Below are 17,938 nucleotides of genomic sequence, written 5' to 3'. Positions count from 1 at the left end.
CCCTGTAGGAGCCAGGCTGCCGGCGAACCAGGCGCCTCGGTCTATCAGGAATACCGCGTTATCGTTCTTCGCGGGCAAGCCTCGCTCCTACAGGGGTTAGACGCGATCCAGCGGTTGCCGCCGAATTCGGTCGTGCATTAAAAGCAAAAGATCGCAGCCTTCGGCAGCTCCTGCATTGGGATGGCGTACATCCTGTAGGAGCTGCCGAAGGCTGCGATCTTTTGATCCTGTTTCTGACAACCTTGTTACGGGGTATCGGGCTGGTTTGCCGGATGGGCCAGGAAGAAGGCTGGATGTGTCGCCGCCAGCGCCGCCACTCGACGAATTCGCGGGTAGGCCTCAAGGGAAATATTGAAGCGCTCGGCCGCATACAACTGCGGAATCAAATAGACGTCCGCCAGCCCAGGTTGATCGCCAAAGCAATAACCGGTGTCACCGATCAATTGCTCCACCGTCGCCAACCCTTGGCTGATCCAGTGACCGATCCACTCAACCACCTGCGGCTCATCGTGCCCCAACTGCCGCAGTTTGTTGAGCACGCTGACGTTGTGCAGCGGGTGAACATCGCAACCGATCACCGCCGCCACGCCACGCTCATGAGCGCGGGCGACGAGGTCTTTGGACAGCAGCGGCACCTGTGGATAACGTTCCTCCAGGTACTCGATGATCGCCGGTGACTGGATCAGCAACTCGCCTTCGTCGGTGCGCAAGGCTGGCACCCGGCCTTGCGGGTTGATGCCCAGATACTCCGGTTGCCGATGTTCGCCACCTTGCGGTGCGATCAGGTTGACCGGCAGCGCCTGGTAATCCAGCCCCTTGAGCGCCAACGCAATACGCACCCGGTAAGACGAGGTCGAACGATAGTAGGTATAGAGTTCCATGACCCGATCCTCTTAGCGCGCTGGCAGCACTTTGCCACGGCATTCGCCGAAACCGATGGAAGCAAAACCCTCGCGGCTGCAACGCGCGCGCAGAATGATTTCATCGCCGTCCTCAAGGAACTTACGCACCTCACCCGAGGCCAGTTCGATCGGCTTTTTACCGCCCTCGGTGATTTCCAGCAGGCTGCCGAACTGACCGTTTTCAGGACCGGACAGCGTGCCCGAACCGAACAGATCACCGGCCTGCAACTGGCAACCGTTGACGCTGTGGTGCGCAACCAGTTGTGCAGCGGTCCAGTACATGTGTTGTGTGTTGCTGAGGGTCAGGCGATGAGCTGGCAGATTTTGCTCGCGCAGGCCTTCGGTGAGCAGCAGCACTTCCAGTTCGATGTCGAAGGCACCAGCGGCCTGATCACGCTTGTCGAACAGATACGGCAACGGCTGCGGGTCGCCTTCAGGGCGCGCAGGCTGTGCACGACGGAACGGCTCCAGCGCTTCCGCCGTCACCACCCACGGCGAAATGCTGGTGATGAAACTCTTGGACAGGAACGGACCCAGCGGCTGGTATTCCCAGGCCTGGATATCGCGCGCCGACCAGTCGTTGAGCAGGCAGAAACCGGCGATGTGGTCGGCGGCATCACCGATGGCGATCGAGTCGCCCATCTCGTTGCCCTGACCGATCCAGATGCCCAGTTCCAGCTCATAATCCAGACGTGCACACGGACCAAACGTCGGCTCGGTCTGGCCGGCCGGCAGGGTCTGGCCTTTCGGACGGCGAACATCGGTGCCCGACGGGCGAATGGTCGAAGCGCGACCGTGATAACCAATCGGCACGTACTTGTAGTTCGGCAGCAGCGGGTTATCCGGGCGGAACAGTTTGCCGACATTCTGCGCGTGCTCGATGCCGACGTAGAAATCGGTGTAGTCGTTGATCTTCGCCGGCAGGTGCATGTCGCAATCCGCCGTCAGTGGCAGCAGTTTGGCGCCTTGGGCCTCGATCTTGCCGTGCAGGGTGCTGCCTTCTGCAAACAGTTCCAGCAGGCGCTCACGCAGGGCAACGCGAGCGTCGCGGCCCAGCTCGAAGAATGCATTCAACTGACCGCCACGGGTGGCTTCGACTGCTTTCTTTGCAACACCGTCGAACAGCCCGGCATCCAGTGCCGCTTCCAGATCAAAGATGTGGTCACCGATCGCCACGCCACCGCGCGGCGCGGAACCCTTCACGCTGAACACGCCCAACGGCAGGTTTTGCAGCGGAAAATCCGCATGGCCGTTGGCGGAGGCAACCCAGCTACGAGTGATGGAAGTCTGAGTCATGGGTTATCTCCGGGTCGGGTCGAAAGTGGCGGGCAACGTGGCCCAGCAGGCGTCGTAATTGTTTTGCAGTTGCGGGCAATCGAGGGCGAATCGGCTCGGGCGCAACACCTGGCTGGTCTCGAACATGAAAGCCATGGTGTTATCGATTTTAGCCGGCGCCAGCTCCGCGTTGATCGCCTTGGTGCAGGTTTCGCCGTCGGGGCCGTGGGCGCTCATGCAACTGTGCAACGACGCGCCGCCAGGCACGAAACCTTCGGCCTTGGCATCGTATTCGCCCTGGATCAGGCCCATGAATTCGTTCATCAGGTTGCGGTGAAACCACGGTGGACGGAAAGTTTTCTCGGCGACCATCCAGCGTGGCGGAAAGATCACGAAGTCGAGGTTGGCCAGACCATGCACGCTGGTCGGCGAGGTCAGGACAGTGAAAATCGACGGATCCGGATGATCGAAACTGACGGTGCCGATGGTGTTGAAACGGCGCAGGTCATATTTGTACGGCACGTTGTTGCCGTGCCAGGCGACCACGTTCAGCGGCGAATGATCAAGCTCACAACCCCACAACTGGCCGAGGAATTTCTGTACCAGGGTGGTCGGTTGCTTGAGGTTTTCGTAATGGGCCACCGGCGCCAGGAAGTCTCGCGGGTTAGCCAGGCCGTTGCTGCCGATCGGCCCCAGATCCGGCAGGCGCAGAGGGGCGCCATGGTTTTCGGCGATGTAGCCGCGGGCTTGCGGGTCGAGCAGCTCGACGCGGAATTTCAGCCCGCGAGGCAGGACGGCGATTTCCAGCGGTTCCAGCTCCAGCACGCCCAGTTCAGTGGCGATACGCAGACGGCCCAGTTCCGGCACCAGCAGCAGTTCGCCATCGGCGTTGAAGAACACGCGCTCCATGGAACGGTTGGCGCGGTAGTTATAAATGCTGATCCCGGCCGGTTTTTCCGCGCCCGAGTTGGCCGCCATGCTCACCAGCCCGTCGATGAAATCGGTGGGTTCGGTCGGAATGTCCAAGGGGTTCCAGCGCAGGCGATTGGGGGTCACTTCACCCAACGGACCACCAGCCAGTTGCCGATCCAGTTTGACGAATGCAGGGTGATTGGCCGACGGCTGAATACGGTACATCCAGGTCCGCCGTGCTTCGCTGCGAGCCATGGTGAACGCAGTGCCGGAGAACAATTCGGTGTACAAACCGTAAGGAGCTTTTTGCGGGGAGTTCTGGCCGACGGGCAGTGCGCCCGGCAACGCTTCGCTGCTGAATTCGTTGCCGAAGCCTGACTGGTAAGCCAGCGCAGGCGCCGTTGAATCGAGGTTCATGGAGCCTCCTGAACGGGGAGTAGGCTGTGGCCAGTCGCTCTGTTGAAGAGGTCTTGGCACGCCTGGGTTATTTTTATCGTAATTCGATTACGCATAACGTAATTTGATTGGTATTGACCGTCAAGCTATAAAGACGCCCATTCGTCCCGGGATCACACCGCCTCCATGACCAGCGAAAGCAATGGTAAACAGAAAGTCCGCTCGGCCGAGGTCGGCACCGACATCCTCAAGGCGCTTGCCGAGCTGTCGCCCTCCACCTCGCTGTCGCGTCTGGCCGAACACGTGCAGATGCCGGCCAGCAAGGTTCACCGCTATCTACAGGCGCTGATCGCCAGCGGTTTTGCCGAGCAGAACACCGCCACCAACCACTATGGCCTTGGTCGTGAAGCACTTCGGGTCGGCCTGGCTGCCCTGAACAGTATGGACGTGCTGAAAGTCGCCGCCCTGCCTCTGTCCGAACTGCGCGACGATCTGAATGAAACCTGCTTTATCGCGGTGTGGGGCAATCAGGGCGCAACGGTGGTGCACATCGAACCGGCGGTGCGCGCGGTGACGGTGGTCACGCAATTGGGTTCGGTTCTGCCATTGCTCAGCTCGTCGACAGGGCTGGTGTTCAGTGCCTATTTGCCGCACCGAGAAACCGACGAGTTGCGCGATCTCGAAGTCCGCGCCGCCGACGTTCATCCATTGGCCGATGAGAAAACCTACGTAACCTTGTGCCAACAGATCCGCGAGCGCGGCCTGCACCATGTGCATGGTTTGCTGATGCCGGGGGTCGATGCGTTGTCGGCCCCCGTGTTCAACGCGGTCGGGCAGGTGGCGGCGGTGATGACCATCGTCGGCCCGACCTCGTTGTTCCACGCCGATGAAAACGGCCCGGCGGCGCAGCGCTTGCTGGCGGCGACCCGGGCTGTGAGCTGGCGGATGGGTTATGAGGCCGACGAAGTCGCTCGTTGAACACGAATCGACATCGGCGGCCATCCGTTGGTCAACAGACCGGGTCGTTACACAACGGTGGTTTTGCTGCTGATGGTTTCCGGATCATCGAGAATCTCCTGAATCACTTCCCGCGCCCGCTCATGCAGGCGGGGTTGCCCGGTGGCAGCCGCATACAACGCTTCTACCTCTAATGCATCGCCCAGCAACCCGATGAGGTTTTTCTGCAACTGACTGGCGCCCGACTTGCCAAGACCGGCCTTGCCCAGAGATGCCAGTTCAAACAGCGCCTCCTTGAAGTGGCTCAGGGCTTTTGCCCGATTGCCCTCCGTGTAGGCCTCAGCACCTTGCACCAGGTTCTGGGTCAGCAAGGCCGCGCTCAGTGCGATACCTACTGGCGCATAAACAATACTGATGACACTGGCCGCCGTGACGACTGCGTTGTACACCAGGCCCCAGATGATTTCGTTAAGGCTTTCGGTCTTCTCGTCGACATCGGAAATGACTTTGAACACCACGTCGTTGTAGCAGTCGTTCCAGTCGGTGACGCGACTATTGCGCTCCAGGGTGGGAGCCTCGGTAAAGTTGCTCAATTGTTCAAGATCAGTGAGGTAAGTGCCGACCTGCGGTTGATACTTGGCAAAAACCCGATCATGGAAATAATCACCGAGCTTGCCTTTTTTCACTGCCGACACAAACTCCTTGAACGGTCGTAGCTCACGTCCGTCCGGTGCATCCGGGGTAAACAGATACTCCTCGACTTGCCCAGCCACCACCAGCCTGAACACGAACACCCCGACCACCAAACGCCCCCTGAGACGAAGGTTGAACAATGCACTGTAACGCACATCCTCAGGCGCCTCACCCACAGGACTTGTCGGCAGCGGCTGAAGCGGATTGAACTGTTCGACAACTTTGATCAACTCCGCAAAGTGCTCCTTGGGCAACCGTCCAGTGAATGCCCCCTGCATGATTGCCACTTTCATCTGACGTTGCAGTAGCGCCATGTAGACCTGTCGCTTGAATGCCCCCTCAGGATGGGATCGGTTGAGGTGAACCGAGCGCAACATATCGATGTACTTCTCGCCAGGACGTAGCGTATTCGACCAACTGGCAATATCGCGGATATCGAGCTTGTTGATCGGCGGATGATCAGCAGCCAGTGTGAATCTGGGGTAAAGGGGTTGGCCTTCACCACCGGCATAAAAGTGCACTTCGCCGACAATCAGCTGGGTCAGTGTCATTTTTTGTTCCTGACTGATTTCTACATTGATACGGTCAGGATTGATGACTACACGCTCACCTCTTTGCAGAAGAACTTCTTCTACGCGTTGCTTGATCAGTTGATTGCAGAAATGTTCAAAGCTGACAAATCCGCCCTGACGTACCTCGACGGTTTGTAGCGACCTGAGTTCGCAGTTGATCCGCGCAAAACGCTGACGCTGCTCGTTGGACGCGGTGCGGTATCCATAGGGCGTCTGACTCTCTTCCTGCGCCACCCGCCACGCCCGGTCGTTGTAAACAATTGCGTTCAACACCTCTTCTCCCTTGAACGGGGAAGGTGCAAGCGTGACACCGTCCCAGAGAGAAGGCAGCTGCGGGATTTTTTTCAGATAGCCGGTGATCGTCTCACGATCCAATGCATGGGACTGCCAAGTCAGGTAGTCAAGACCGCTTTGCGTTGCCGTCCACCGACTGATATCAAGGCTCAGGCGCCTGAAAGCGGGCAGCTGGTACCAATCCTGGCCATCGGGCGAGCCCGGAGCGTACAGAAGCCAGTCCTCCAGGCTGTCGTCGCGGCTTCCAATGGCAACCAGATCCTTGAGCGCTCGGGTGTCTTCACGCAACTGTAAGGGCGTAATCGTCAGGCTCGCGTCCCCGGCAATCGCACGTCGAACCCGCTGCAGATTGGTGTCGTTGAGGTGTTCCTGAAGTTTCGCGGCAAACGCACTCAGCAGCAGCTGATTCCGGGTGACGTTGTTCATTGCTGCGAGCACACCGCTGCGTTGGTAAACCCTACGGAATTCGGCGCCGTAAGCTGCTCGCACATCTTGATTCCAGGATTCTTCCAGCCATTGCTGGTTCAGCCCCGACGGAAGTCCTTCGCCGTGGAAAGTGATGCGTGCACGCTGACCTTCTTCATGCAGGCCGTGCAGGAGCAAGTCCGTCAGGGAGCGCTTGTCCTCCTGAATGAATGTCCGGCCAGCCTGTTGGAAAACATAGCGACTGGACGTCGTGATGCTGTCAGGATCCAGCGTGCTGCCAAACTCCAGTTCCAGCGCCTGACTGGCCAGATAACGGGCATAAACCCGCACGCTGGCGAAGATACCCAATTGTTTATCCAGTTCAATCTGACTGGCGATAGACTGCTGTTCCAGTTCGCCATAATGAAGTTGATCCGCAACACTGGCACGCGTCAGCCATTGTGGACGGCTGTCGTCACCAATAGAAAAATCAGTATTCATGATATTAATTTTATCTCTCCTTACACGAATCGATACAACAGGCTGAATGCCCAGTTAGTTTCACGAATCTAATGCAGAGAAAAGAAACATCAAAACGCTGAAGCAATACCAAATATTCACAACTTCAACCGTGTGTAACTATCAGCCACTCGCTTTAAACAAACGACAAGTTCCCATCACACATAAAACCGTCCAACTCAGCCCCACACCCCGAGTAATTTGGCCTTGGCAACTGCTTGCGTACGGCGTTCAACACCCAACTTCCCGTGTATTCTTCGGGCATGGGTTTTAACAGTATGCAATGAAATGAACAATGTATCCGCGATCTGTTGATTGGAATTGCCGAGGGCAATCAACTTCAGTACCTGCAGTTCACGGTGGCTGAGCGGATTCGTCTCGCGAGCGGTGGCAAAAAGTCCATCGACTGGCAACTGCGAAGTCAACGCTTCGAACAATGGCGCCTGACGCAAGCGCAATTCGCACACCGCTTGTTGCCCCTGATAGCGTGCAACCATGTGTAATCCTTCCTGCAACACGTCAATCGCTTCCGTTGTATTACCGCCAAGCCATAGTACTTCGGCCATGGTCAGTTGCAGTTCGGTTTGCAGCGCGTACATCCCGTTCTGCTGCGCGAGTTCCAGCCGTTGCTGAAGTTGTACCGGGGCATTGGCCTTTCCCCGCCCCAGACGGACTTCGGCGAGTATCAGCAAGTACTCGATCCGTGGAATCAGCTCCAGGGTCGCCGGCGGTGCCTGCCGGGCATTCGACCCGCGATAGTGGCGCAACACCCGGGTCAGTGCTTCGTGTGCCAGTTCCGGGCGGCCTTGTTGCAACCAGAGCTGGCTGCTGACTTGCAGCAGAACGCCACGGTAGACGGTGTCTGGAATATGCCGTTGTTGCATCAGCCGCTCGGCGTCGCGCAACCGGACGAACGCATGGGCGTAATCGCCCTTGTTCGCTGCCAGTTGGGCCTGCCCCAGAAATCCATACAGCACGCGCTTGTCGTGGTTGCGCAAGCAATCGTCCAGGCCTGCTTGAAAGAATTCGGCAGCACGCTCATCTGCCCCCAGGCACAAGGCCAACCGCCCGCGACGCAACGCAATTCGTCCCAACAAGGGTGCAGGTCGCTCCGAACGCTGGCGGAGCAGTTCATCAATGTCGCACAGCAGACTTTCGGCCCGCACCGCCGCGCCTCGTTGCTCCAGCAATTGCGCATGATCGAGCTCCATCAGGCCCTCGAACACCAGCGAACCTTGCGCCCGCGCCAGGCACAGCGCCTCGCGGTTGTGGGCTTGCGCCACGTCGAGTTCGCTCCTTAGCAATGCCTGTTGCGTCAAACCGGACAAACACATCAGGCGCGCCGTCCAACAGTCGGGATCAAGCGCGGCCAACGCATCAAGAAAGTGCGCATGCGAAGTTTCCATTCGCCCCTGTAAATGCAGTAACCAACCCTGCAGGGCTTGCCAACGTGCAATCAATCGACGCTGAAGCACCGCCGAGGGTTGAGGCGTGAAATACGCCAAATGAGCAATACAGGCAGTCGCCTGTTCGAAACGTCCGGCGAATAGCAGCGCAGCGGTAATCAAGCCCACCAATTGCGGGCTGCCCAGCGTCAGTTCCTCGCCTTGCTGCTCATGCAAACGCAACAACAGCACCACCGTTTGCTCCTCGAACAAATGCTCGAAACTGAAGTGCTGCAACAGGCTGACCGCCACTTCGTATTCCTCGGCGAGCAAGGCCTGTTCGAAGGCCGATTTCCAGTCCTGTTCGGTACAGAACCATTGGCAGGCACGCCGATGCCAGGAGCGTCCCGCCGGCCATTGCTCATCGCGCAACAACTGGGTGAACGGGGTGAATATCTGCAGCCAATCGGTGGAATCCCCCCAAGGTTCGATAAAACAGCCCAGCGCTTGCAATGTCCTCAGGTACTGCGCGCCCTCCCCGGCCCCGAACAGGTGATCGCACAGCCGGGCATTGAAGCGGGGCAAGTGGGCCAGCACGCGCCAGGCCTCGCTCAACTCAGGCGTCAGCGAGCTGAACAACTCATGCTCCAGGTAATCGAGCAAGGTGTCCGCCCGTCCCAAGGGTTTGTCCTGACGCGACCAGTCGCACTTCTGCAGCAATGCAATCCGCACACCGGCACACCAGCCACCGGTGCGCTGGATGATCCGACTGGCCACCTTGCTGGCCTGCTCCGTTACCCAGGGCTGCAATATCTGCTCGACTTCACCTTGCGTGAAAGCCAGCGAAGTGCTTTCGCATTCGTACAACTCGTCGTCGAGCAGCAACCTTGGCCAGTTGCATTGCGGCCGGCGGCGGGAGCCCAGCCACCAGGTCAGCATCGGGCTGCTGATCGCCAGCATGCGATCCAGTAACAGGTCCAGCTCCGGGTTCGGCAGACGGCAGTAGTCATCGAGAAACAACCAGGTCGGCGCCTGCAATCGGGCCAGACAACCCAGCAACCCGGCTTCATCCGATGAGGCCAGCCCCAGCATCTCTGCCAGGCGATGACGAAAATCCGCCGCGCTCGACGCCACGCCAGACAATGGCAACCAATGCACTCGACACTGGCTTGGCGCCTGCAGCAGGCATTCGGCGAGCAGCGCGCTCTTGCCGCTGCCGGCGGGTGCGCAGAGCAATTTCACCCGCGCCGTTGAGGCCAGTAACGGCTCACTCAGGCGAGCCCGCGACAGGTGATGAGAGGACAGGCGGGGCAGGAATCCAGAACGGTCCAGACACGGAGTCATGGCGGTCATTGCGGCGTGCCTTTTTATAATTGTCCGGCCACCCTAGCCCTCTCCAACCCGCTTGTTGAGAAGTATTCAGGACGCTGATTGGCGCCCATAAAAAAGGCGACCCGCAGGTCGCCTTTGGTGATGCCAATGTATCAAAACCCTTACCGAACGCCCTCGGCGCGCAGGGCTGACGGAGTGTAGTCAGCAGACTTGGCGTCGAAGCCGAATTCGAAACTGTGCTTCTCTTCGTTCTTCATTCCCAAGGCAATGTATCGGCCAGCAATGATGTCGTAGAGCGCCTCCAGGGTGTAGGCCGGCGTCTGGTGATCGTAGTAATACTGAGCGTGACCTTCGGCCACCCGCCAGAGTTGGCCGCGACCGTCGTAGTGATCCACCAGCGCCACTTGCCAGCTGTCTTCGTCGAGGTACATGTGGCGTTTGGCATAGATGTGCCGCTCGCTCGGCTTGACCGTGCCGACCACTTCCCAGACCCGGTGCAACTCGTAACGGGTCAGGTCCTGGTTGATGTGCCCGGCCTTCACCACGTCATCGTACTTGAGGCTCGGCGAGTCGAGTTTGTAGCTGTTGTAGGGAATGTACATTTCCTTCTTGCCGATCAGTTTCCAGTCGTAGCGATCCGGCGCGCCGGAGAACATGTCGAAGTTGTCCGAAGTGCGCAGACCATCAGCGGCGGTCCCCGGCCCGTCGTAGGCCACTTGCGGTGCGCGTCGTACCCGACGTTGACCGGCGTTGTAGATCCACGCCAGACGCGGCTCTTTCACCTGGTCGAGGGTTTCATGTACCAGCAGCACGTTACCCGCCAAGCGCGCCGGCGCGGTCACCGACTGTTTGAAGAAGGTCAGCACGTTGGCGGCTTTTTCCGGGTCCAGGTCCTTCATCAATTGCGGTACGGCGATCTCTTCCTCGAAGCGGATCGGCGTGTAGCTGCCGTTGGTCTGTGGGGTCACCTGGGTAATGATGCGGCGCAGGTTGCCGCCGTGATAACGGGTGATGTGGTTCCACAGCACCTCGACGCCGTTCTTCGGAATCGGGAACGCGTAGTAGCGGTTGCCGGTGAAATTGGCCAGGCCGTTACCGTCATTGATGCTGTTCACATTCAGCGCACTGCGCTTGGCCGACTCGTAGATCTCCGGCGGCAGGCCAACGGTGCGATGGGTCGGGTAGACCGGGATCTTGTAGGTTTCCGGGTAGCGCTTGAACATCGCCACCTGACCATCCGAAAGCTTGTCCTTGTACTTATCAACAGTCGCGGCAGTGATGGTGAACAACGGTTTTTCGCTGGCGAACGGGTCAGCCAGGAAGCCTTTGCTGTCGACAGCGCCAGCGTTTTTCGGGATGCCACCGGTCCAGGCCGGGATCGAGCCGTCGGCGTTGCCGGCCTTCTCGGCGCCCAGTGGCGTGAGTGTGGTGCCGAGCTTGTTGGCTTCTTCCGGCGAGACCGCCGCCATCACGTTGGCGGCCAACAGGCTCAGTGCCAGGGCGCCGCATTGCAGAATCATCTTGCGCATCAACATTATCCTTCTCAGCCAGATCAGAAGTTCACACCGAAGCTCAGCGCCAGGAAGTCACGGTCTTCCAGGACGTTGTAGTCACCGCCGAAGAAGTCGGTGTAACTGAGGCTCGCGGTATAGGTGTTGCGGTAATCGGCATCGACACCGACGCTGACCGCTTTGGCGCCTTCGTTGAACAGCCCGTTGGGACCGTAGCCGGCGACGTCATGGGACCAGGACAGGTTGGGTTTGAGGTTGATCCCGCCAATCACGTTGGCGTAATCGAGGATCGCCCGAGCGCGGTAGCCCCAAGAGGTAGAGGTGACGAAGCCGTCGGTATCGCCACCGAAACCGTACTGGCCGTAGACCGAATCACGGCCGTAACGCAGCTTGCTCCGCGACTCCAGACCACCGACTCGTACCACCGCAGCTTCACCGACCAGGGTTAGCCGTTGGGCGCCCAATACCTGGTCGAAGAAGTGCGTCAGGGTGCTTTGGACCTGGGTCACTTCCTTGCGGCGATAACCCTTGTTGTCGGCACCTGGCCGGGTCGCGACAGGCGATGCGGCACCGCCGGCGATCGGGTTAAGCAGCGCCAGGGTCAAGTCGTTGGTGTTGACCTGCACTGGAGCATTGGGCCGGTAGCTGATTTCGCCGGTCCAGGCAGTGCCGGTGGGCAAAGTGGTGGAGAAGCTTGCGCCGTACAGACGAATGTCTTCCGGGTATTCGAGGTAATACTGGCCGCGCCCGAGCATCACGCTTTGGGCCAGGCCCGAGCCGCTGCCCGGGGCCAGACGGTTGGCGGCGCTGATCATGCCCGGCAGGCTGGCCAGTGTCGACAGCCCGGCGGTGGAGGTGCCGACGGTGGGTGTGCGGCTGTGATAGTTCATGAAGTAGAGGCCGTATTCGGTGTCGTCACCGAGCCAGCGCAAGGCTGTGCCCCACTGCCCGGAATCCCGGGCATCGCGGTCGCCACCACGGGGCACGATGACGCCCTCACGGCTGACCTGGATAGGTTGGCCAAAGGCTGCCGCAAGCGGCGCCAACGGGGCAATCGCCGGGTTGCCGACGGTGTAACCGGTGTTGCAACCGTCCGCCGCCACGTCGACACCGAAGAAGGTGCCGCAGTTGTCGAGAACGGTCTGATCCCACTCCAGTTGGTAGAAGCCTTCCACGGTGAGCTGATCGGTCAGGCCCTGGGAGGCGAACAGCATGTTCACCGGAATCAGGCCTTCCTTGATCTCCGCGCCAGGACGACGGAATGCGGAAACGTCGACCGGATTGATGCTGTTGATCGAGTTGCCGATGAAGGTACTTTCACCCCAGCTGACCACCTGTTTGCCGGCGCGCACGGTGCCTGGCAGATCCGCAATGGAATAGTTGTGATAGACGAACGCATCGAGGATCTGTGCTCCCGAAGACTTGGCGCCCTCTTTACGACCGTTGTCACTGATCTGCTTGAACTCGCGGTCTTCATCCTTCAGCTCGAAGTCGTACCAGTACTTGCCACGGACGAACACACCCGTGTCGCCGTATTTCAATTCGAGGTCGTGGATACCTTTGAAGATCTTGGAGAAGGTCTCGCCTTTCTTGAAGTTCAGGCGTCCGTCATCACCGGTCGAAGACTGGCCGGTACCGCCGTTGACGGTGCCCACCAGTGACTTGTCGGCATCGCGCATGCCCCAGCTCGCGCCGACCGACAACGAGGAATCGAACTGCCCCTCGATTTCGCCGATGTTGAATGAAACAGCCTGCGCCTGGGCACAGCAGCCCAAGGCCACCGCAGCGGCCAGCGCTTGCGGTTTGAAGATGGCGCGCATTGTTGTTTTTGTCATGCGTCTTCCCCGGTGAGTGACAGAAGGCCCCACCCTACTGCCGCACGCCGGGAGCGATAAGCGCACCAAGGAGGTATTCGCGTTGTACCCCTAAAGGATGAATGCCCGCATGGGGCGAGGGTTTGCGCGGGGTATGGATGGGCTGGATGGAGGGTTATCAGCGGGGCGCATGGAACATGGGCGAAGCAGCTGCCCAAGGCAGCGTTCGCTTGTAGCAGCTGCCGAACGCAGCCTTCGGCAGCTGCTACAGGGGGGCAGCCAGAGACTGTTGCTCAGCCTGCAACAGTGCATGTCTGGAATCGCTATTTTTCCTTTGCGCTCAAGCCCTTATTCTTGCCGGGCTTTCACGGCAAACGGCCTGAAAGCACGAAGCGACGGGGATGATAGACCCACCCCGTTGGCGATAGATTCCAGATGATTTGAAGCGTACTTTTCGACTCATCGCCCCTTGTTCACTGACGTTGATTTATTGCTCCTTGATCTACGTCTTACTTTGGCCGCTGCGTTTGCAGCGGCCTTTTTTATGGGTGATGGTTTTGTGGCGCCGTCTCCTGCCTTTTTAATGTTTAAAGCAGTCCTACAAAAGGTTCCCACACCGGTATAGGAAACATCTTTATACACAGAGGATAATTTTGTCGTTACTCCTATTCAGGCGAAGCTTCTGTCAAATTTCAACGTAAAAGCTCACACACTTATCAGACTCATAATTTTTAATTTCACGGTAACTTGAAACCGCACAAAACGGTTGCTTGCGAAACATTTTCTATAGGGTCGCAAACCTTCTCTAACAGCACATTCACAAGGATATGAATATGCAAAGACCTCCACCTTTTGTATTGACCAAGCCTGTCTGGACAACAGGCGTAGCCCCTCCCGGATTTACTCCTCCACCTCAAATTCCTACTAATACCTATAACAGCGGAGCATTTGGATTTCCTCCGGGTGCCAGCCGAGTTGTAAGCAAAGTAACCCACACCATCGCGACAGCCAAACAAGAATATCAAGCCAAACTAACACAACTGCCACAAGCTATTGAGAACGAACTTACCGCGACAAGACTGAATGGACCAACCAACCCAGTTCCCCCTGTCGAGGGAATTGCTCGAGAACTGGGGGTAATTAACAGACTAGCGGTACGCAAGAGGGCCGAGTTCGATAACAAGACAGCGATAGCCAATAGTTATTACGGCTACGACCCAATTGACAGGCCCTTTCCCGAGATCCTTAAAAAAGGTGTGACCCTGGAGAAACCGTTTCATGCAAACAGTCTTGGAATGCAGGCATGGACCAAGTCCTACAAGGCAGCGTATGACGCAAGGCTGTTGTCCCAAACAATCCATTCGCTTGAGCAACGATACGGCAATCTAGTGACAATCCTCACAGCCTTGCAGGCCGCTGAACAGGCACGAATCGCAGCGGAACAGCAAGCACAACGCATCGCTGCTGAACAGGCACGCATCAGGGAGGAAGCTGAAGCTCTGGCCCATGCCCAAGAGCAAGCCCGCTTAGCTGCATTGGCTGAAGCCAAACGCGTAGCCGAGGAAAAGGCACGCATAGCGCAAGAGGCACAAAAAGAAGCACAGCGTCTGGCCGCCGAAGCTGCCGCGCGACAAGTCGCTGCTGAACAGGCACAGCTTGCAACACTGGCCGAGGCTCAACGTCAGGCAGAACAGCTTCGTGTTGAAGCTGAACGGCAGGAGCACGAGAAACAGCAGGCGGCTTCAGCAGCCCTGCGTGTATATCCCGCTATGGGAGCGACAGCCTCTTCCAGCCCGGTATTTTCCTTCGCCTCGACCGCCGTCATCCTCGCTCCCGAAACATCGGCCGCGATAATCACCGCACTGCGTTCGGCATTGCAGGTGGCAACTGCGGCAGGCGCCGCGACACTGGGCTCGGTACTGATCGGTTTCGCCGCGCTGCTGACGCCTTCGCGCCTGGGAAACAGCGAACGCTTTACGATGAGCGTACCGCTCGCGGAACTGACGTCAGAAAGCGCACAGTCACTGCGAGCGATCGCAGACCGGCAAGGAACACTGGATCTGCCGGTCGGGATTGGCTACAGACCCATCGGCTCAGGCGCAGAGGTGTTTGTCATCACGGCCGACGGGTTCGACATTCGCCCCAGCGTTCCGGTGAGGCACGCCACATTCGATGCGCAGAACAACGTTTATCGGCTAAGCCTGCCTGACTCGCCAACCAATACCCTGACCTGGACGCCCGCCGTCACGCCGGGTAACAGCTCGACCGAACGGCCGATTGTTCAGGCTGATACGCCGACGTATCCCGCAATCCCGATCGTGCCGCTCGAAGGGCGTCTGGATTTGCATCCCATACTGGTGGAGGGTTGGGACAGGTCCATCATCGTCTTTCCAGATGATTCGGGTATTGCGCCGCTGTATGTCGTTATCAGCAGTCCCTATCAAGGGGCTTCCGTCAAAGGTAAATACAGCGGGCGTCTTTTCAATCCGGAGCTGGCGGGAGGGCCGATACTCGATCTGGACTGGCGCACGGCTGTCATTACCCAAACCGGAATTGATGCAGTGAAATTACACATCGCACGGCTCGATCAATCCGATGCCAATGACATCATGGTGCAACGCCTAGAAAAAATTCTGAGCCAACACGGAAAAGTAACTGACACAGATTTACGCTACTACACTCATGAGATACGAGAACTAGAGCGTTACAGGGCGTTCGGCTATAGCGACACCGCATCTCCTTCCGACGAGTCTCAAATATGGAACAATGCACATACGGCTACTCTTGAGGACTACAAGCTAGGAAGCGAATTGACACTTTTGTATAGCGAAGAAGCAATCAGCGCAATGAATGCACAAGACCAAAGAGAGTACGAAAAAGACATGAGGAGCTTCGAACAATGAGCCCTATCGAACAAATCATCAAAAACGAATCGGTAGAAGATGTCGTTTCGTATTTCGCGCTTTTCAGGCCTGCCCAAGCGGTCGACAGAATGTATGGGCGACACCGCCAGGAGATAATTTTAAATGGTGAACTGGTAAACACTTACAACTCGCTCTTCAGCGATGGCGTACTGGCTAGCGATGAACATGGAAAAACCGTAAAGGGACCGAACTGGAAAGCCCCTCAGTTTATTACCGAAAATAAATATTCTTAACAAGCAACTCGGCCACCAAGCCTCAGCGTGGTGGCCTGCTCCACTTAAATCGAATACCTCTGCAAATTCCCCATCATTTCCTTCAGCGCCTCAATAGTGTCCTTCGGGTGCGCTGCCCCCTCAAAATCGCAAATCTGTTCCCAATGCGCCGCCACATCTTCCGGCGAAAACCCCACCCGAGGATCAAACCCGGCCCCAAGGCTGCGCTCCCAGCGCACTTTGCCCATCCAGCCGCCACCCACTTCGAACAGCCCCGAAGTTTCCTGGCAATGTTCGCTGGCCAGGTACACCACCAGCGGGCTGACCAGTTCCGGTTTGAGTTGTTCGAACACTTGTGGCGGGATCAGGCCTTCGGTCATGCGGGTGCCGCCGGTCGGGGCGATGGCGTTGACCAGGATGTTGTTCTTGCGGCCTTCGATGGCCAGTGTGCGGGTCAGGCCATAGAGGCCGAGTTTGGCCATGCCGTAGTTGGACTGACCGAAGTTGCCGTAGATGCCCGAAGTCGAGGCGGTGAAGATTACGCGGCCATAGTTTTGCTCACGCATGTGCGGCCAGGCGGCGCGGGTGACCTTGTAGGCGCCTTCGACGTGGACGCGGTAAACCAGGTCCCAGTCGCTGTCGTCCATTTTGTGAAAGGTCTTGTCTCGCAGGATGCCGGCGTTGTTCACCACGACATCGACACGACCGAATGTATCGAGTGCATGCTGGACGATTTTGTCACCGTCGGTGACGGAATCGTGGTTGGCCTCGGCAGTGCCGCCCGCTTCGCGAATTTGCGCGACCACACGATCGGCAGCCGACGCATTGGCGCCTTCGCCTTGAGTCGAACCGCCGAGATCATTGACCAGCACTTTGGCGCCCTGCTTTGCGAACAGCAGCGCGTGCGCCCGCCCCAAGCCACCGCCCGCACCGGTGACGATCACCACTTTATCTTCGAAGCGCACAGACTCATTCATGGGGAACTCCAGCAGGCCAGGGGACAATGAGTGCGAGTGTCAGCCACGGGGCTGCCGGTCACAATGAACACGGGGGCGGCTGAATGGTGCGCAATAAGGCAGCGGGATAGTCAGGAACACGCCACTTTGCGCGGCGGTGAAACCAGCCGATCACGAAATTCCAGATAGTGCTTGAGCACCTGCGCCGGCGCTTCGATCTGCGGGTAATGGCCGATCTCAGGCAGCAGGACGGTGTCCGGGGCGGGAATCAGTTGCCGATAGCGTGCCACCATGTGCGCGCCGGAAACCGGATCGACCTCGCCATCGATGACCCGCAACGGCACCTCGCCACGCTGCATGGCGCTGACCCAACGTTCACGCTGGACACGGCGCTGCGGGATATAACTGATCAATTTGTGCATGATCCGTTGCCCGTGATTGCTGTCGACCAGGCTCCAGAAATCATCCAGTTCACTTTCCGTGGGCCGGGTCTGTGGGCCGAAGATCTGCTGGAAACTCTTCACCAGCGCGTCACGGCTAAAGGCTCGTCCGATCATCCAGCCGAAGGGGCTGAGCAGGAGTTTTTGCATCAACACCGGACGATGGGTTTCGGGAAACAGCCCGCCATTGAGGAAGACGCAACTGGCGATATCAGCGCGCGTTTCATAGTGCCGGGCCAGCAGTTCCTGGGCCACGCTGTCACCATAATCGTGTGCCAACACATGCATCGGTTGCTCGACGTTCAGATGTTCCAGTAGAGCCTGTTGCAAATCGGCCTGTTCCAGCAGGCTGTAGTCGTGGCTCAACGGTTTGGCCGAATCGCCGAAGCCGAGCATGTCGCAGGCGATTACCCGATAGCGCTGCGCCAGCGGCTGGCCC

General features: G+C 58.3%; 12 protein-coding genes. 3 read left to right on the top strand and 9 right to left on the bottom strand.

Annotated features, from left to right (window positions below):
- Positions 1 to 245 precede the first annotated feature (245 nt).
- Genes maiA through hmgA form a run of 3 tightly spaced genes read right to left on the bottom strand, consistent with a single transcriptional unit; the run spans position 246 to position 3,506 of the window.
- Positions 246 to 881 (bottom strand): maleylacetoacetate isomerase, encoded by a 636-nt coding sequence (maiA, locus tag PMI30_RS00015; protein WP_008015322.1) that lies wholly within the window; start codon positions 879 to 881, stop codon positions 246 to 248.
- A 12-nt stretch (positions 882 to 893) separates the two neighbouring features.
- Positions 894 to 2,198, bottom strand: coding sequence for a fumarylacetoacetase (gene fahA / locus PMI30_RS00020; RefSeq protein ID WP_008015321.1), 1,305 nt, complete (start codon positions 2,196 to 2,198; stop codon positions 894 to 896).
- 3 nt (positions 2,199 to 2,201) lie between these two features.
- Entirely contained in the window at positions 2,202 to 3,506 is a 1,305-nt protein-coding gene (gene hmgA / locus PMI30_RS00025; protein ID WP_008015320.1) for a homogentisate 1,2-dioxygenase, read from the bottom strand.
- Between the two features lie 165 nt (positions 3,507 to 3,671).
- Between hmgA and PMI30_RS00030 the strand changes: the two genes are divergently transcribed.
- A complete protein-coding gene (locus PMI30_RS00030) occupies positions 3,672 to 4,463 on the top strand; it encodes an IclR family transcriptional regulator (protein ID WP_008015319.1) in 792 nt (263 codons plus the stop codon).
- A 47-nt stretch (positions 4,464 to 4,510) separates the two neighbouring features.
- Here PMI30_RS00030 and PMI30_RS00035 read toward each other — a convergent pair whose 3' ends face one another.
- From PMI30_RS00035 to PMI30_RS00050, 4 genes are all read right to left on the bottom strand, one after another.
- Positions 4,511 to 6,907, bottom strand: coding sequence for a dermonecrotic toxin domain-containing protein (locus tag PMI30_RS00035; RefSeq protein ID WP_008015318.1), 2,397 nt, complete (start codon positions 6,905 to 6,907; stop codon positions 4,511 to 4,513).
- Between the two features lie 197 nt (positions 6,908 to 7,104).
- A complete protein-coding gene (locus PMI30_RS00040) occupies positions 7,105 to 9,663 on the bottom strand; it encodes a LuxR C-terminal-related transcriptional regulator (RefSeq protein WP_008015315.1) in 2,559 nt (852 codons plus the stop codon).
- A 140-nt stretch (positions 9,664 to 9,803) separates the two neighbouring features.
- Positions 9,804 to 11,171 carry a DUF1329 domain-containing protein gene (locus PMI30_RS00045; protein ID WP_008015314.1) on the bottom strand — a complete coding sequence of 456 codons (1,368 nt, stop codon included), beginning with the start codon at positions 11,169 to 11,171 and terminating at the stop codon, positions 9,804 to 9,806.
- 23 nt (positions 11,172 to 11,194) lie between these two features.
- Complete coding sequence (locus PMI30_RS00050; protein WP_008015313.1) at positions 11,195 to 12,988, bottom strand: DUF1302 domain-containing protein; 1,794 nt, start codon at positions 12,986 to 12,988, stop codon at positions 11,195 to 11,197.
- A gap of 812 nt (positions 12,989 to 13,800) precedes the next feature.
- On the opposite strand from PMI30_RS00050, the gene PMI30_RS00055 reads away from it, so the two are divergent.
- Positions 13,801 to 15,870, top strand: a complete 2,070-nt coding sequence (locus PMI30_RS00055; RefSeq protein WP_008015312.1) for an S-type pyocin domain-containing protein — start codon at positions 13,801 to 13,803, stop codon at positions 15,868 to 15,870.
- Positions 15,867 to 16,124, top strand: a complete 258-nt coding sequence (locus PMI30_RS00060; protein WP_008015311.1) for a hypothetical protein — start codon at positions 15,867 to 15,869, stop codon at positions 16,122 to 16,124. Before PMI30_RS00055 ends, PMI30_RS00060 begins: the two co-directional genes overlap by 4 nt.
- A gap of 44 nt (positions 16,125 to 16,168) precedes the next feature.
- On the opposite strand, the gene PMI30_RS00065 is transcribed toward PMI30_RS00060, so the two are convergent.
- The gene (locus PMI30_RS00065) at positions 16,169 to 17,080 is read right to left on the bottom strand and encodes an SDR family oxidoreductase (protein WP_008015310.1); all 912 of its coding nucleotides are present in this window, start codon (positions 17,078 to 17,080) and stop codon (positions 16,169 to 16,171) included.
- Between the two features lie 110 nt (positions 17,081 to 17,190).
- Positions 17,191 to 17,938: alpha/beta fold hydrolase (locus tag PMI30_RS00070; RefSeq protein WP_008015308.1), on the bottom strand; the 748-nt coding region annotated here is incomplete at its 5' end.

This window comes from Pseudomonas sp. GM50 (assembly GCF_000282375.1).
Classification (GTDB): Bacteria; Pseudomonadota; Gammaproteobacteria; order Pseudomonadales; family Pseudomonadaceae; genus Aquipseudomonas.
The sequence above is the reverse complement of the archived record's forward strand: the minus strand, read 5'-3'. Positions and strand labels throughout refer to the sequence as shown.

Excerpts from the sequence above, each read along its gene's own strand:
- PMI30_RS00030 (WP_008015319.1), top strand. The coding sequence starts at position 3,672 with ATGACCAGCGAAAGCAATGGTAAACAGAAAGTCCGCTCGGCCGAGGTC.
- maiA (WP_008015322.1), bottom strand. The coding sequence starts at position 881 with ATGGAACTCTATACCTACTATCGTTCGACCTCGTCTTACCGGGTGCGT.
- PMI30_RS00060 (WP_008015311.1), top strand. The coding sequence starts at position 15,867 with ATGAGCCCTATCGAACAAATCATCAAAAACGAATCGGTAGAAGATGTC.
- PMI30_RS00050 (WP_008015313.1), bottom strand. The coding sequence starts at position 12,988 with ATGACAAAAACAACAATGCGCGCCATCTTCAAACCGCAAGCGCTGGCC.
- PMI30_RS00035 (WP_008015318.1), bottom strand. The coding sequence starts at position 6,907 with ATGAATACTGATTTTTCTATTGGTGACGACAGCCGTCCACAATGGCTG.
- hmgA (WP_008015320.1), bottom strand. The coding sequence starts at position 3,506 with ATGAACCTCGATTCAACGGCGCCTGCGCTGGCTTACCAGTCAGGCTTC.
- fahA (WP_008015321.1), bottom strand. The coding sequence starts at position 2,198 with ATGACTCAGACTTCCATCACTCGTAGCTGGGTTGCCTCCGCCAACGGC.
- PMI30_RS00045 (WP_008015314.1), bottom strand. The coding sequence starts at position 11,171 with ATGCGCAAGATGATTCTGCAATGCGGCGCCCTGGCACTGAGCCTGTTG.
- PMI30_RS00065 (WP_008015310.1), bottom strand. The coding sequence starts at position 17,080 with ATGAATGAGTCTGTGCGCTTCGAAGATAAAGTGGTGATCGTCACCGGT.
- PMI30_RS00055 (WP_008015312.1), top strand. The coding sequence starts at position 13,801 with ATGCAAAGACCTCCACCTTTTGTATTGACCAAGCCTGTCTGGACAACA.
- PMI30_RS00040 (WP_008015315.1), bottom strand. The coding sequence starts at position 9,663 with ATGACCGCCATGACTCCGTGTCTGGACCGTTCTGGATTCCTGCCCCGC.